The sequence below is a fragment of the Moritella sp. Urea-trap-13 genome (assembly GCF_002836355.1).
In the GTDB taxonomy this organism is placed as follows: domain Bacteria; phylum Pseudomonadota; class Gammaproteobacteria; order Enterobacterales; family Moritellaceae; genus Moritella.
Map to the genome: position 1 here is coordinate 1,476,101 of NZ_PJCA01000031.1, position 16,502 is coordinate 1,492,602.

The 16,502-nt window shown below is 40.3% G+C and carries 14 protein-coding genes; all 14 read right to left on the bottom strand.

The annotated features are described in order from the left end of the window. Window positions 1-47: 47 nt before the first annotated feature. On the bottom strand, window positions 48-1,739 hold the full coding sequence (gene betA / locus CXF93_RS14580; RefSeq protein ID WP_101063201.1) for a choline dehydrogenase: 1,692 nt from the start codon (window positions 1,737-1,739) through the stop codon (window positions 48-50). 75 nt (window positions 1,740-1,814) lie between these two features. Next, window positions 1,815-3,278 (bottom strand): betaine-aldehyde dehydrogenase, encoded by a 1,464-nt coding sequence (betB, locus tag CXF93_RS14585; protein ID WP_101063202.1) that lies wholly within the window; start codon window positions 3,276-3,278, stop codon window positions 1,815-1,817. Continuing rightward, window positions 3,269-3,874, bottom strand: a complete 606-nt coding sequence (gene betI / locus CXF93_RS14590; RefSeq protein WP_101063203.1) for a transcriptional regulator BetI — start codon at window positions 3,872-3,874, stop codon at window positions 3,269-3,271. The genes betB and betI overlap by 10 nt, the downstream gene beginning before the upstream one ends. A gap of 490 nt (window positions 3,875-4,364) precedes the next feature. Next, window positions 4,365-5,099 carry a sporulation protein gene (locus CXF93_RS14595; protein WP_101063204.1) on the bottom strand — a complete coding sequence of 245 codons (735 nt, stop codon included), beginning with the start codon at window positions 5,097-5,099 and terminating at the stop codon, window positions 4,365-4,367. 195 nt (window positions 5,100-5,294) lie between these two features. Continuing rightward, window positions 5,295-6,788, bottom strand: coding sequence for a PepSY domain-containing protein (locus tag CXF93_RS14600; protein WP_198551664.1), 1,494 nt, complete (start codon window positions 6,786-6,788; stop codon window positions 5,295-5,297). Window positions 6,789-6,994: 206 nt separating this feature from the next. Further along, a complete protein-coding gene (locus CXF93_RS14605) occupies window positions 6,995-7,345 on the bottom strand; it encodes a hypothetical protein (protein WP_101063205.1) in 351 nt (116 codons plus the stop codon). A 166-nt stretch (window positions 7,346-7,511) separates the two neighbouring features. Continuing rightward, window positions 7,512-8,273, bottom strand: coding sequence for a carbohydrate deacetylase (locus CXF93_RS14610; protein WP_101063206.1), 762 nt, complete (start codon window positions 8,271-8,273; stop codon window positions 7,512-7,514). Between the two features lie 11 nt (window positions 8,274-8,284). Beyond that, window positions 8,285-9,586 carry a 6-phospho-beta-glucosidase gene (locus CXF93_RS14615; RefSeq protein ID WP_101063207.1) on the bottom strand — a complete coding sequence of 434 codons (1,302 nt, stop codon included), beginning with the start codon at window positions 9,584-9,586 and terminating at the stop codon, window positions 8,285-8,287. 3 nt (window positions 9,587-9,589) lie between these two features. Then, entirely contained in the window at window positions 9,590-9,910 is a 321-nt protein-coding gene (locus CXF93_RS14620) for a PTS lactose/cellobiose transporter subunit IIA (protein ID WP_232784226.1), read from the bottom strand. Window positions 9,911-10,011: 101 nt separating this feature from the next. Further along, window positions 10,012-11,352, bottom strand: coding sequence for a PTS sugar transporter subunit IIC (locus CXF93_RS14625; RefSeq protein WP_101063209.1), 1,341 nt, complete (start codon window positions 11,350-11,352; stop codon window positions 10,012-10,014). A 96-nt stretch (window positions 11,353-11,448) separates the two neighbouring features. Continuing rightward, window positions 11,449-11,754: a PTS sugar transporter subunit IIB gene (locus CXF93_RS14630; protein ID WP_101063210.1), complete on the bottom strand. Its 306-nt coding sequence runs from the start codon at window positions 11,752-11,754 to the stop codon at window positions 11,449-11,451. Window positions 11,755-12,389: 635 nt separating this feature from the next. After that, window positions 12,390-12,845, bottom strand: a complete 456-nt coding sequence (locus CXF93_RS14635) for an Hsp20 family protein (protein WP_101063211.1) — start codon at window positions 12,843-12,845, stop codon at window positions 12,390-12,392. A 155-nt stretch (window positions 12,846-13,000) separates the two neighbouring features. Then, entirely contained in the window at window positions 13,001-13,450 is a 450-nt protein-coding gene (locus CXF93_RS14640) for an Hsp20 family protein (protein WP_101063212.1), read from the bottom strand. 363 nt (window positions 13,451-13,813) lie between these two features. Next, on the bottom strand, window positions 13,814-16,492 hold the full coding sequence (locus tag CXF93_RS14645; RefSeq protein ID WP_198551665.1) for an EAL domain-containing protein: 2,679 nt from the start codon (window positions 16,490-16,492) through the stop codon (window positions 13,814-13,816). Window positions 16,493-16,502 lie beyond the last annotated feature (10 nt).

Consider the following 16,502-nt stretch of genomic DNA (forward strand, 5'->3'; position numbering starts at 1 on the left):
ACTCTTTATTAATAATATTCTTTATTAGCGATATTATTTATTAACAATTAAGCAGGTTGTCTTTTTGGTGCTTGTAATCGTTGTGTAGTCTGCCATTCTGGCGCTACCACTACCGTAGCCTCATCCGCTTTAAGCATGGTATTGCCAAGGATAAGGTCGGCGGCGCGCTCTGCCAGCATAATAGTCGGTGAGTTCAGATTACCATTTGGAATGGTTGGGAAAACAGAGGAATCAACCACCCTTAACCCATCGATACCGTGAACCTTAGTTTCAGAGTCAACCACAGCCATCGCGTCTTCGCCCATCTTGCACGAGCAAGAAGGATGGTAAGCACTTTCAACCGTGCTTCTGACAAAACTGTCGATCTCTTCATCAGTTTGGATCGCGGTACCAGGTTGGATCTCTTCACCGCGGAATTCGTCTAACCCAGGTTGATTGATGATCTCACGCGTTAATCGAACACACGCGCGGAATGCTGCAATATCTTCAGCTGCAGAAAGGTAGTTAAACTGAATATGCGGCGCCACGTGTGCATCTTTCGATACCACTTTGACAAAACCACGACTCTTAGGTTTGTTATGCCCAACGTGCACCTGAAAACCATGCCCAGCAAACGCTTCTTTACCGTCATAACGCATCGCAGCAGGTAAAAAGTGATACTGCAGATCTGGCCACTCTAGACCGGGCTTTGAACGGATAAAACCACAAGACTCAAAGTGATTAGTTGCGCCGAGACCTGATTTATGGAAGAACCAACGCGCACCAATAAACAATTTATTTAATGGATCTAATTTGCCATTCAATGAAATCGGTTTAAGGCATTTGAACTGGAAGTAAAACTCAAGATGATCTTGTAAGTTCTCACCAACGCCAGGCAGTTCATGTAATTGCTCAATACCCGCTTCTGCTAGCGTACTTGCTTTACCAATACCCGATAATTGCAGGATATGCGGTGAACCAATAGAACCCGCAGACAGGATCACTTCTTTGTTGCAATGTAAGGTCGTTAATTTGCCCTTACGTTCAAACTCAATGCCGACGGCTTGTTTACTTTCAAACAATACCTTGTGTACCAAAGCATGGGTAATAACAGTTAAATTACTACGCTGCATAGCAGGTCTTAGATACGCATTTGCAGTCGACCAACGCACACCCTTTTTGATGGTCATGTGCATCGGGCCAAAACCCTCTTGCTGCTTACCGTTGTAATCGTTGGTCGCCATGTAACCAGCATCAACACCAGCAGCCACAAACGCTTTATACAAAGGGTTTTTCATGTTGTTGCCGTTATTAACAGCAAGCGGACCAGTGTCACCACGATAGTCATCACCGCCAAATGCCCAGCTTTCGGCTTTCTTAAAATAGGGTAAGCAATTGCTATAATCCCAATTTTTGGCGCCACCTTGCTGCCATTCATCAAAATCACGGGCATGACCGCGCACGTAAACCATGCCATTAATAGAAGACGAACCGCCTAATACCTTGCCACGAGGACAATGCATACGGCGATTATCTAACGTAGGTTCTGCTTGGGTTTCAAACTGCCATGCATACTTTTTACTGTTCATCGGTATCGATAACGCAGTTGGCATTTGAATAAAAATACTCTTGTCACTGCCACCCGTTTCTAGCAGCAAGACTTTGTTAGCTGGATCGGCAGATAAGCGATTGGCTAATACACAACCCGCACTACCCGCGCCAACAATAATGTAATCGTACAATCCTTGTGATGTAGTCATAACCTTTCCTTAAAATTAAAACTTAAAACCATGTGTTAAAACAATGCCTTAAAACAACCTCTTAAAAATAGCCCCTTAAAATGGGCTTTCAAGTGGTTGCATACCAACATACACAGCTTTAATCTGGGTATACGCTTTTAAGGTTTCGCTACCGTTTTCACGACCAATACCCGACATTTTATAACCGCCAACAGGCATTTCAGCAGGTGATGCGCCATACGCATTGATCCAACAGATTCCGGCTTCCATTTGATGAATAACACGGTGAGCCCGGGTAATGTCTTGGGTGAATACACCCGCTGCTAAGCCTAAACGAGTATCATTAGCACGACGTACAACTTCATCTTCATCTGAGAATGTAAGTACTGACATCACTGGACCAAAGATCTCTTCTTTGCTTAATGTCATTTCATCTGTGCACTGAGTAAAGATAGTTGGCGCAACAAAGTAACCGTTCGGGGCATTTTCAGGTTGTAAGGCATGACCACCAGTAAGTAGTTCTGCACCTTCTGATTTACCAATTTCAATAAAGTTAAGCACTTTTTCTTGATGATCTTTCGAGATCAAGGCACCAAAGTTAGTCTCTGGATCCATCGGATCGCCACAGATTATGTTGTTCTCTGTGCGCTGACGTAGTTTTTCGATAAAGCGTGGATAAATAGCATCTTGCACAAATACCCGCGTACCGTTGGTGCATACTTCACCTTGGGTATAAAAGTTAGCTAACATTGCAGCTGATACCGCGTTATCAACGTCGGCGTCATCAAAGATGATTAACGGTGATTTACCGCCTAATTCCATCGTTACTTGTTTCAACGAACCCGCTGCTGCTGCCATTACTTTCTTGCCAGTGCCGACTTCACCAGTGAAGGATACTTTCGCAATCTCGTCATGTGTGGTTAACCAAGCGCCAACACGGCCATCACCTTGCACAACGTTAAATACGCCGTTTGGTACGCCAGCGTCAGTAAATACTTCGGCTAATTTAATCGCGCCACGTGGGGTTTCTTCTGATGGTTTAAAGATCATCACATTACCGCAAGCCAATGCCGGTGCAGCTTTCCAGCACGCGATTTGTAGCGGGTAGTTCCAAGCGCCAATACCAGCGCAAATGCCTAATGGCTCACGACGGGTATAATAAAAATCATCACCGACCTGTTGTTGATTGCCTTCGATACTTGGTGCAAGACCAGCAAAGAATTCAATTGAATCAGCACCCGTTACAACATCAACCACAGAGGCTTCTTGCCAAGGTTTACCTGTGTCTTGCACTTCTATAGCAGCTAACTCATCATTACGTTCACGTAACAAAGCCACGGCTTTTAATAAAATACGGCTACGCTCCATCGGCGTCATTTTAGACCAGATTGCAAAACCTGCTTTTGCACTGTCAATTGCCGCTTGCTGAACACTTGCATCTGCAACTTCAACTAAATAACTCACCGCTCCGGTGGCTGGGTTGATAACTTCAAAAGTTTCGCCCGTTTCATTGGCGATAGACTGTCCGTGGACATAATTCTGATAAGTAATTAACGACATTCATTTTCTCCGTGCGGTGTAATCACCGCCTCGATAAAGGCTTTACATAAAATTTGGGCTTGTTCGAATTCTTGTTCAGGACAACTGCTCAAGGCACTTCGCAACCAGAAACCATCAATCATTGCCGCGGTTTGTTTGGCACAGTTGATAGCTTCAACGTTGGGCATGAGTTGTTTAAAAGAGAATGCGAGGTTGCTGTACAAACGCTGGCAGTTAATGTGTTGTAATCTCGCGAGTCCCGGATCGTGGGCGGCTTGAGACCAAAAACTTAACCAAGTTTTAGTCGCTGCAGTTGAGCGTTGGAATTCAGTGAAATTAGATTCGACGATCATCGACAAGCGTTCCGCGGGAGATAAGTTTTTACCTAAGATGCGGCTTAATAATGCTTGTTTCAGTTCCTCAAGTAGATATTTGAGCGTTGCTTCAATCAGACCTTGTTTACCACCAAAATAATGGCTGATAAGGCCAGATGACAATCCAGCGAATCCACTAATAGTATTGATAGTTGTGTGGTGTAAACCGTGACGTTCAACAGAGATCAACGTCGCGTCAATCAGTTGTTGCTGCCTTACGGTTTTCATAACTGGTCTGGGCATAAAAAGTAACATTCCATGTTTGGTTTTTGTTAATTACGTCGCCAATAAGTGTTAATTGAACGCTCAATTAATAACAACTATAATAGTTAGAGCTGTAACTATCAACCCCGTTTTTATAGTTCGTCTAGTTAAAATCAAATATGCCATACATATATTTATGACAAATATAAGATTAAACCACTGTTTTGAAAGGTTAATGTTCCACCGTTAAATTTTGGTTAACGAGAGGTAAATTAGCCGTAAATAAATTAATAGTTTCAACCATAATAATTATAAATCTAAGGAATAGACTGAATTGCAACAAAAAAACAACAGCCATATTGAGGTCTAATATTATTTATAAGCAGGAAAATACTTATACTGTTTGATGTATAATTTGGGGGGTATTGCAGAATGAAATACATAAAAATGAAGAATTAAATGAAGAGTTAAATGAAGAAAAATATAGTTCTGTGCATTAATATTTACACAGAACTCACACCGAATAAACTTAAACTAAATAATCTACTAAGTCGTCGATCTCTACATCCGAAGCATGGATTGAGATATCAAAACGTTTATAAGTATCACCTCTTAACACGCGATCAATCTCGGCTAAGCCGTAAATAGTATCGCCTTTTAATGCAAAGCTAAGCTCGAGTTCACCTCGGCTAAAAATACTACTTTTACGAAATTCTATTTCTTGATATGCGCCAGATTCATTGGTAAATCCAGACATCGAAATAGTGCCTGATTCCATGTCCGTTTTGACTAATTTTAAGTCTTTATCTTCGATTATTTTGCGAATAATACTAGCGATAACAGGTAAAGGTAAAACATGAATAACGTCTTTATCGCTCGCATCAATAGCATAATCGATATCAAGTTGAGTATCTAACCACACTACGCATTGGTTGTTAGCAACCGCGAGTGTCGTGATCGGTGCTTCTGGATGTAAGTCAAATTCAAAATCAAAGCGATACTCAGTATCCGCCCTAGCATCAAACGGGTCTGAAATACTGAATGGCGCCAACACATGATCCACAAATTCAACATTACCATCAATTTCTTGCTTCACTTTAGTCATTAATCGAATAGTGATCGCATCAATACTCTGATCTACCTTACCGCCGACTACTTTTACATGTCCAGATACCAGAGCACCTTGAACCACTTCATTATGATCGAGAATGGTATCTACTTTTGCACCACCAAAGCCCAGTGCTGCTGATATATTTTTAAACATACTACCCTCGCTATTTAATTAAATGCATGTGAGTTGGACTCATTTGAATACTAGCTCAGAATGCCACTTTGTTTACCAGCATAATAGCGTTTAATTAGCTGTTCTTGAAGTGAAAAGCAAAAAGCCTGCGATTAAGCAGGCTTTTATTTTATCTATTATAATCAATAATTAAGGCACTAATAAAATGTTAAGGCATTAACTCAATGCCAATTTAACTTTACTTACGCGGTTGATGACTAACCAATCAACCAGCAGTACTAGCGCTATAGTGCCTCCAGCCATTGGCAACATAAACGACAATGCAATCATAGTCACTAAACCAACTTTCCAAACACCTTCATGCTCAAATCGTGGCGGTGCGCCAAGTACTTTTTTACCCGTAGGTCGGCGTATCCACCACATTACTCCACCTGAGATGGCGATAAATATAAAGGCCAAACAAAACAGTACATTAACGATCTTGTTCAATACACTTACATCACCTTGATGCAGGGCAATACCGGCAGCCATAAACTTGGCCATTGGGTTATATTCGTTCCAAGTAACATCGGCTAAAACCCTGCCCGAGTATTGATCGATATGCGTGGTTCGATCCAATCTTGGATCGGTAATATCACCGCTCATGGTATTTTCCGCTAAGGTATAAACCCCTGTATCAGTGCGCGGAAAGTTAACTTTAAACTGGCTAAAGCCAAGTGTCTTAGCTTGTGCCAATACGTCATCAACACCCCATTTAGCTGCCATGTTCATATTAGCATCATCAGCTGCCTCACCATCCTGGCTATTTTCTGTAACTGACATGGCTGCTAACATCGCAGCATGATCATGTGATTCAGGCATTAACGTTTGTTCTAAATTCCATGGCATCTCTTCTTCACTGCCGTGATTCATTGATGCGTGATTTTGGCTAGAAAGTGGCACATCATCCCATTTCTCTGCCGGAAAACTGCTCCACGCCTGCACAAACTTGCCACCCCAAACGCTTGCCCATGCTAAGCCGGAAATAAAGAAAAACAACAATACCAAAGACAACAACCCGCCAATATTGGCATGTAAGTCACGCATCAAAATACGGGGACCATTTGTCGTTCTAATTTTAAGAAAGCCGGCTTTGCTGGCGTTATCCCGTGGTATCCATAAATAAACACCTGTCACTAATAAGATCACGCCCAAGCTTGCCGCTATTTCAATCAGGTAATCTCCCCAATCGCCTAACAGCAAAGTACCGTGAATATCATTGGCAAGTTGATACCAACTATCACTGCGATCTATCGAGCCTATAATGTCGCCACTATATTGGTTAACAGTCACAAATACCGTCTTACCAGAATCTAGGGTAATGGAAAATCGGTTAGCCAAATCAGAACTTGGCGCTGGCACGAATTGCGTTATTTTTGCATCTGGATAAGCGAGTAATACATTATCCATTTGCGCAGAAACAGCCACAGCCGAGTTTTGTGGGACGACTTCTAATACTGATTGGTAACGGCTAAATTCAATTTCATCATCAAACAACATGACCAGACCTGTTAAGCTCAACATCAGCATAAACGGTACGACAAATAGCCCAGCATAAAAGTGCCAGCGCCACGTTAAAAAGTAACGATGCTTCGAACGTGCATGCCTCTCATTATGAGATGGAGCATTATTTATCGGCCTATTATTCATCGGCGTAGAGGTTTTCGACATTTTTGTATATTCCTTTCTACAAAGTCCCTATCGCGTTAACGATGGTAATCCATATAAACTAATTTTTTTCGTCATCAATTTCCGATAAACACAAAAGCTTAACGGTATATTGACCACGTGAATGCGCCGTATGCTCACAGTCACTGTTGCAATAAATAGACATAGAGCAGTAAACAGTACAGTGACGAGTACAGCGATGATTTAAGTTAAGAAAGGACTGCGGGCGGTGCGCGAGGTACTTGCCATTGATAACGCATGCTATGCGCTAAAAACGAATAATGTTCTTGGATTGAAAAGCTAACGCCTACCAATGTTGGCGCGGTTAATAACGCAAGATCATGAAATGAAGAAAAGTGACTGAATGGACAAGGTTTCCCCTCATGACTTTGAGGTTTACCTTTTTCGATCTGAACCAGTTCCAGTCCATTGACGGTACACAATGTCGCCCATACACCAACGCTATTATTGGCGTTAAGCACAGGCATTAGCGTGACTAAAACCCAACTGAGTAGACTAGCAAGCAACATTGATTTTTTAAAATAAGAACTGTGTTTCATACGATACTCTATAGATTTGTATGGAGTGTACATAAATCTATAACATATCGCAAAGAATGTAACATGTGGTTAACTTTAGCTATCACATTATACTGAAGAGATGAATGCCCATTACCCCTGCCTTAATGCAATGAGCATTCATTTTAGTGAGTTAGTCATTTTTAAATTAAAGAGAATCAAACCCTATGCATTCGATACCCTGAATTTCTAACCAGTCTTTTAATGCTCGAGACGTCAAAATATTAAACTCATCAACACGCTTATCAACGTAACGTGAAAGCGTTGGCAATCGCGTATCCCCCTCCAGCGTGGTGTGACTCATTAACTCTAACGTGCCATTGGGGATCTGAGTACTAAAATCAAGGATCACCGCTTGCAGTCGTGCCAATGTAACGCCATCGTCGTAGAACTTGGCACTAAACGCTTCCGTTGTTGGTACGGTTAAGTCATCACAACCCGGAACAACATGATCAACACGGCGTACCGGTATACCCGTGTCATTCACAAAAGCAATAAATGCTGCTTTATATGGCGGGAATACTGCGGCGAAATGATGACTATCAATATGGGTTAATTTAATCCCCGCATTGATGGCTTTATCATATTGCGCTTTAAACTCGCTATAAGCTTGGTCAAAACTGAGTGTCTCAGATGCGATCACTTTATCTTGCTTTAAAAAGAAACCATCACTATCAACTAAATCAGGCACCAGGCTCGGATCTAAAATTGGTTTGCCGCTGGTTAGCGTGACATGTAGACCAACATTAGGCACTAAACCCTGCTTGATTAATGCAATCGCATGCTCGGTTGCAGGTTGGTTCATCATTATCGTCGTTGACTGCACAATACCGACTTTAAAACATGCTACAACAGACTCATTTACTTTTTCAGTTAGACCTAAATCATCTATGTTTACGATTAGTTTCATAAATCACTCTGCTACTTAGTGTTAAACTGAGGTACATACTTAGCATTCAGTTCAATCATCTCATCCAGAATTTGCTTGGTTACAGTGCCTTTACGCACTAACGGATTAATTGTTAATGCCTGTAATGCGGCGCCATAATCACCAAATACACCCGCTTCAACAGCCAGTTCTTCAAATGCTTTTTGCAATTGTAAGGTACCGCGAATTGCCGGATTAGTGATTGGTGCAACGTTCAACGGCTGAGGGCCACATGAAGTAATAACAGATGTCGCTTCAATTGCACAATCATTGGGTAATTCGGAAATAGTACCGTTATTGCGAATATTTACGTGCATCAATGTACGCTTGTCATTGTGAATGGCATTAATTAATTCACACGCTGCTTCAGAATAATGGGCACCGCCACGTTCTTCTAATTGTGCTGGTTTAACATTAAGATTCACATCTTCGTACAATTTGAATAGTGCAGTTTCAATTTCTTGAACCTGTTCACCACGAGTAACGTAACCTTCTGACTTCACTTCTTTTTGCTCTAAGTCATCTTGCTTGTAGTAATACTGATGATAACCACACGGTAGTACGCCTAAGTGCTTTAATTGCTCAGGAACCCAAGTCACTTCGCCTAAGTTTTTAGGCAATGCAAACTCTTCACCAGAACAAACTTTATCGATTAATTCACCAATACGATCTTTACCGTGGTCCCAAATATGGAATGCATGGATAAAGTGATTTAGACCAGCAAATTGCACTTGTAGATCTTTAGTGCCCATCAGTTCTTCAATACCAAACTGGGTACACACTGGCACATTACATAGGCCAATTACTTTGACATTGGTATGTTTTAGTACAGTTTCAGTGATGATACCCGATGGATTAGTGAAGTTAATCAGCCAAGCGTCAGGGCAGATCTCTTCCATGTCTTTACATAAAGACAGGGTCACAGGAATGGTACGCATGGCCTTAGCAAAACCGGCGATGCCATTGGTTTCCTGACCTATCATGCCGTACTTGTTACCCAATAATTCATCTTGAATACGCGCAGGGATCATACCGACACGCATCTGAGAGCAGACATAGTTAGCGCCCGTTAATGCTTTACGGCGATCAAATTCAATATTTAGTTCAATATCGAGTCCAGCATTTTCAATCATACGTTTTGCTAATGCGCCAACAGTCTCGACTTTGTAGCGACCTTCCTCGATATCAAACAAATCGATGTGTGTTACAGGCAGTTCGTGATGACGATTAATGAAGCCTTCGATAATTTCTGGTGTGTAACTCGAACCACCACCGATAATTGTAATTTTTAACATGATTTAGTCCTCGTTTTGAATTCGTCTTTGCAGCTCAATGATTTCGAATGCGAGGTCTTTACACAACATAGCATTCATGATGTGATCTTGAATATGCGTTAAGATCAGCGTCATTTTGACTTTGCCTTCACCTTCATCGAAGCTGATAAGTTCGGTCTGTGATTTATGCACTTCTTCTAATGCTTCATCTGCCGCTTTAAGTGATGCAGTTGCTGATTCGAAATCACCCTGCCTTGCTTCTAGCATTGCTTGCATGACTGCTGAACGAGCTGCGCCGGCTTGGCATAAAAGTGTCATCAAAAATTCTTCTGTAATTTCCATCATCCATTCCTAATCTTTGAATTTTAATTTGGGCTTTAATCAGCCATCTATTACTTTAAATTTGAATGTAAAAGATGGCTATTGTGAATGCTTACAGCTATTTATTAAGCTGCAGTCGCTGGTGATAATGCTTTTTCTTCAGCTACTTCTTCAAATTTCTCTTGCGCTAATAATTCTTTTTCATAGGCTTTGAAGAATGGGTAGAAAATTAATCCACTCACGGTAAAACAAGTTGCAACGATAACGGCAGCGAACATAGAATTCGTCGACATTACAGCACCGATTGGCGCAGGCATTGTCCATGGTGGTAAAGCCACAACTTTAGACACTAAATCAAATTTGAATGCACCCCAAACGATACATGCGTTGACTAATGGTGCTGCAATCCAAGGGATAAAGAAGGTTGGATTCATAACGATTGGCGTACCAAAAGTCACAGGTTCGTTAATGTTAAAACAACCAGGGATAAATGACATTTTACCGATAGTACGTAAATGAGCGGATTTAGAACGAGCCATCATACAAACAAGTGCTAATGTACCGCCTGAACCACCAACGAATACGAAGAAGTCCATCACCGGGTTGATAAAGATAGCCGGTAATTCTTTACCTGCTTCAAGTGCTTCTTGGTTTGCACCTAGGTTGATAAGCAGTAGTGGACCAATAATGCCACCAACAACTGATGCACCGTGAATACCAGCAAACCATAATAATTGGATTAATAAGATAGCTAGAGCAAAGGCAAAGAAGGTATCAGAAGCGGAAACAAGTGGCTTGAACAGTTCCATGATGCCAGTGGCAATATTAAGGTCAAAGTTACCCAATACACCATTTACAATTTGTACAATTAAGATCATTACGACTACAGGGATAAGTAGGTCAAATGACGCTGAGATTTTTTCAGGCACCGCTTCTGGCATTTTGATACGAATATTTTTTTCAACCAAGAAAGTTTGTAACGTAGGCACCAATAGACCACAAATGATAGCAGTAAATGCACCCGCACCACCTAAGTAAGCCATAGGGATCACACTACCTAGCTCGCCACCAACCCAAACAGCTGGCGCAACAGCGAGTAGGAAAGAGAACATAGACAACATACCAGAGTTCATTGGGCTAACACCTTTAGTGTTAAGCGTCTCAGCTAAGTTATATGCAATACCGTAAGAAGAGTACAGCGCGAAGATACCCATACTGACAAAGAATGGGCCAACAATGTTATCGCGACCGATGAACTGAACAACTGCATGCCAGCCGTCTAAGAACCAGTTACCTGTACCAGGAGGATTAGCAAATACCAGCAGTAAAGAACCAACAATCAGGAATGGCATTGTAGAAATGAAACCATCTTTAATTGCGCAAATATGCTTTTGGTTAGCAACCTTGCCTGCAACTGGCGCAATGACTCGCTCTACAAAATCCATGGTGGAATTCATAATTGACATAAAACTTCCTTATTTATAAAAATGTATATTGAATTCATTTAAAAAATGCGCAGCTATAACACCACGCACTGATTAATTATTTAATACAACCGACCACTAGCCTTTTAAGTTAATCGCTTGTTGTAGAATTTCTTTGCCCTTCATCATGCCGTACTGCATCATGTCAATTTGCCCACATGCCACATTTTCTTCTTCACAACGCTTACTGAATTCAGCAAACTTGTATTTCACTTGTGGGGCGACGAGACAAACATCATTGTTCTTAACTTCAGTTTCGAATGCAGAAATAGAGTAAGCATTAATCTCAGCTTTAATATCCGCTTCTTCAGCAGCCTTACGCATTTTATTAACAACCATAGACGTAGACATACCTGCTGCACAGCAAAGGAAAATTCTAATCATTTCTAATAACCTCTTGATTAATAAATTTAAAATAATTTAAAGAAAATAGACAATCGATATCAACAGCCGAACCGCCACACTCCCCTTTGAGGTATATGTTGCGCCAATGTATTTTTTATTACAAATGTAAAAAACTTAATTTGTGATCTGAAATATGTTTCAATTTGAATTAGTTAAATCAAGTGGTAAGTATATTATTACGTACACTATAAAGAATGACTAAGACTTCACACTTAAGGTTAAATTAAAATACAACTATAAAACAAACTGTTACATTAAATAATACCGTTTGGCGTATATGTTAAATAAGTATACAAATGAGTTTTTTAAGATCATTTTTTATGAACACAAATAAATATCAAACTTACTTCCCTCTGTGAACTATCTCTCATTAAATTTTAACTTTTTTATATTTTGAGATTTTTTTTATGTAATCTAAGTATGATTACCGCCGCGAGCTAAATGTATTGAGAAGATTATTTTTGATAAAAAATACGTAAAATCAATATTCTCGGAAGAAGGAAGTAATGTTTTCGAGGGTTGTTTAGGGTAAGTTAAATCGTTAATATAAACAGTTTACAAGATCAAAAAAGGCGCCACTCGGCGCCTTAATCAGTAAATATCAATCAGAGCAACTACGCCCCTATTGCAATTTTTCGCGGTTGCAATGCTTCAGGAACATTACGTACTAACGATAGCGTGAGTAAGCCATTAATTAAATCAGCCCCTTTCACTTCGATGTGATCCGCTAATTCAAATTTGCGAGTAAAGTTACGCAGTGCAATGCCACGATGTAAGAACTTAGATTCCGCTGCTTTCTGGCTATCAGCATTTTCTGCGCCTGCTGTATTTGCCGCTTTCTTACCTGCAATAATAACTTCATCTACTCTCACTTCAATGTCTATTTCGCTTAGCTCAAAACCAGCGACAGCAAGGGTGATTTCATATTTATTATCTGCTAATTGAGCAATGTTATAACGAGGATAATCGGTACATTTACCTTGCTCTGTTAGGCGCTCTGCAACTTGAGCAAAACGATCAAAGCCAATAGCGCTGCGGTATAATGGGGTAAAATCAAAATGTGTTGTCATAATCTATCTTCCTTAAAGCATAGTTATAGTGTCGAGCCTACTGAGTAGCACTCTATTTATTAAATTCAGTTTTTAAATCTTGGATGCTATCTCGCCAACTGATTTTGTTCAGTTAGCGAATAGAATTGATTTTTTGTCGAAATTGTTTGTCGAAATTATTTAGCTGACAGTGTCTTAGCGCCATTAATTTCAATTTTTCGAGGTTTCATCGCTTCAGGTAATTGACGCTCGAGTTCAATATAAAGCAGACCGTTTTTCATATCCGCGCCATTTACAAACACATGGTCGGCAAGTTCAAACTTACGTTCAAAGTTACGTTCTGCAATACCACGATGTAAGAATTTGCGGGTGTCTTTATCTTCGGCTGCCGTTTTAGTGCCTTTGACAAGGAGTTCGTTATTTTGTGTCACGATCTCTACTTCATCTAGGTCAAAACCAGCCACAGCCATAGTGATGCGATAGTTGTTCTCATCAAGCTGTTCGATGTTGTACGGAGGAAAGTTGTTACCCGACTGACGAGTTTGAGATGCGGTTTCAGCTAGCTGAGCTAGACGTTCAAAACCAATTGCACTGCGGTATAGTGGTGTGAAATCAAAAGTAGGCATATTTATATTCTCCATTGAGCAATATTTCATGTGACATAAACCGAATCATTCGCGTTTATTACATGACTAATGTGTTTAATCTTTAAATTGTAATGAATAAGAGTTAACTCCTAACGGCAGTGCTCTTATTCGGTTAAGCCTCTGATGAGCGCTTAATTAAATAATGTGGATTATTTATGGGGTTTTCAAGCTTGTGATTGAATATAATTGTTATCGGCATCCCAGAAAACTCGTAAGCCACTGTATTTAAAGTAATCGTCCAATCGATTTTTTTCATATAAATTAATCACTTTTGCGTTAACGCCCCTCAGCAAAAAAGCCTGCTAGCAATGCAGGCTTTCATTATCTAAATCGGCGTATCACTCAAGTCCCTTTACCCATCGATTGCAAGATTTCGTTAATCGGAGCCGGTTTACCGATCCCATAACCTTGGGCATAATCGACGCCCATGTCCTGTAATCGCTGCCTAATGGCATCATTTTCAACAAACTCAGCTATCGTTTTCATGCCCATGACATGACCAATATCATTGATTGATTTAACCATAGCTTCATCGATCGGATCGTCCAAAATATCTTTAACAAACATACCGTCAATCTTCAACGTACACACAGGTAAATTTTTCAAGTAGGCAAATGAAGACAAGCCACTGCCAAAATCATCCAGCGCAAACTGACAACCAAAGTCACGTAATGTTTTGATAAATAAGGTCGCATCACGCAAATTACTGATCGCTGCAGTTTCTGTTATTTCAAACTTGATCATACTGGGCGGTAAATTATGCAATGTGATCTGCTGCATAATATGACTGAGTAGCGTAAGACTCCCCAATGATGCACCAGATAAGTTAATAGCGAGGTGATCAACATGGTCTAAATGCTGTAAATGCTGTCCCATCCAAGCAAAGGTATGATCGACGACCCAACGGTCTATCGCATTGGATAAATTATAGCGTTCTGCGGCAGGTAAAAATGCACCAGGGGGGACAATGTCACCACTTCGAGTGCGCAGGCGGAGTAATACCTCATAGATCGGCTTTTTCGATGAATCTGAAAGCGACACAATCGGCTGTGCATAGAGTTCAAATCTATTCTCATTTAATGCGTATTTTAGTTCATTAACCCAACGGAATTCACCATCACGTTTAACTAACAGTTCATCCTCTGAATGATAGATATGAATACGATTACGACCTAAGTCTTTAGCGGCATAACAAGCTGAATCGACACCTATTAATATTTCGGTGATATTTTTAGTTTGACTGTTAATCTCAGCCAAACCGATACTAGCGCCGATACTGAATATATTTTTTTCCCACATAAACTGAAAGTTCGCAATTAATGCCTGTATATCCTGCGCCGTTTTCTCGGCCTGGGCGAGATCACATTGGGTCATTAAAATGGCAAATTCATCCCCCCCTAACCGGGCTAATATGTCTTGTGGTTTAATATTTTCACTTAACAACAAAGCTAATTGGCGCAGCAGTTCATCTCCTGCCATATGGCCGCAGGTATCATTAATAATCTTAAACTGATCAAGGTCTAAGAAGCATAATGCATGAGTCGTATTATCTTGCTGTGCTGACGTAATGTTTTGCGCAAGGAGGTTTTCAAATTCATAACGATTAATTAACCCTGTCAGCATGTCATGAGTAGCTTGATAGGAAATTTTTCGTGACGAAATTCTTGCTTTGGTTACATCGACTTGAATACCAATAAAATGGGTTATAACCCCCTCATTTGTGACTGGTACAATACAGACTTTAGCCCAGAATAGTTCACCATTTTTCTTGCAGTTTTTTAATTCACCACGCCATTCTTGGCCTGCTAATATCGTTGCCCATAGATTTCTGTATACACGATCAGGCGTATCGTTAGAACGAAAAAAATTGGCTTTTTTACCGACAACTTCAGTTCCAGTGTAACCTGTGGTAACGGTGAACTTAGGATTTACATACTCAATAATACCGCGAGTATCTGTTATAAATATACTTTCAGGACTGTATTCAACAACCATAGAGAGTTTTTTTAAGTTCGCAGTACTTTGCTGTTTTTCCGTTACGTCATTATAGACACCGATACCGCCTTCTAACTCTCCAGTACTGGAATAAAGCGGGACGAAATTGGCATGTAAATGCATACACCGTTGACCAGATACGGATGTATAAGGACCTTCATACACACTCACTTTACCTTGTAGTGACTGTTTCACCATGTTGAGTATTTCAGTATCTTCAAGCCGTTCCAGCATGTTAAAACCAATAAGTGTATCCCTGTCAGCACCGAGGATTTCTTCAAAACGTTTATTAGTTTTTTGGATCACACCATTATTATCATAGTGGAATATGCCAACGGGAGAGTACTCAAAAATGGACGTGAGCTTTGCTTCACTTTCAACCAATTCTGATGTTTGTTTTGTTACCTTGTTTGCCAAAATACGAACCTGTCGACGAGGTTCTAAACTAAGCACAACAAATAGCGGACAGACAAACAATAAAAATAACGCCGAGATGATTAAAGTTAAATATAAGGTTTCATTTAATAGCGTATCAATATGGCTAATTGAAAGGTCAGCACCAACAATATATACGCTACCATCATCCGCCTTGATCGGTATGAGGATACTACGAAAATCGCCCCACTTATCACTAATTTCATTAATTTGGCTATAATGTTGCCCAAAAACAGCCGCAAGATCCGAAGCCGCATCGTCATAATGTTCAAAATAGTTAACCGCAAACGTATTGGACTTCAGTTCAGCATCAGAAGCACTTGAAGTGGTATAGAAAATTTTATTATCCCGCAAGATCAAGGTATAGAGATACACAATATCAGTGCGTTGAGTATATTCAGATAGCGCTAAGGTAATAGCAAGATCTTGTTGCTTAGACAGATCTGCTTTGTTCATGTCCTTATGATGAAATCCTTTGGGTAAAATAGCGGGAATGGTCAGCGCGGCATTTTTCAGTTTTTCATCCAGTTCAGAATACAGGTGCTGTTTTTCTTTAAAATAATTTAATGCTGAAAAAATGACTACCCACATTACATAGATC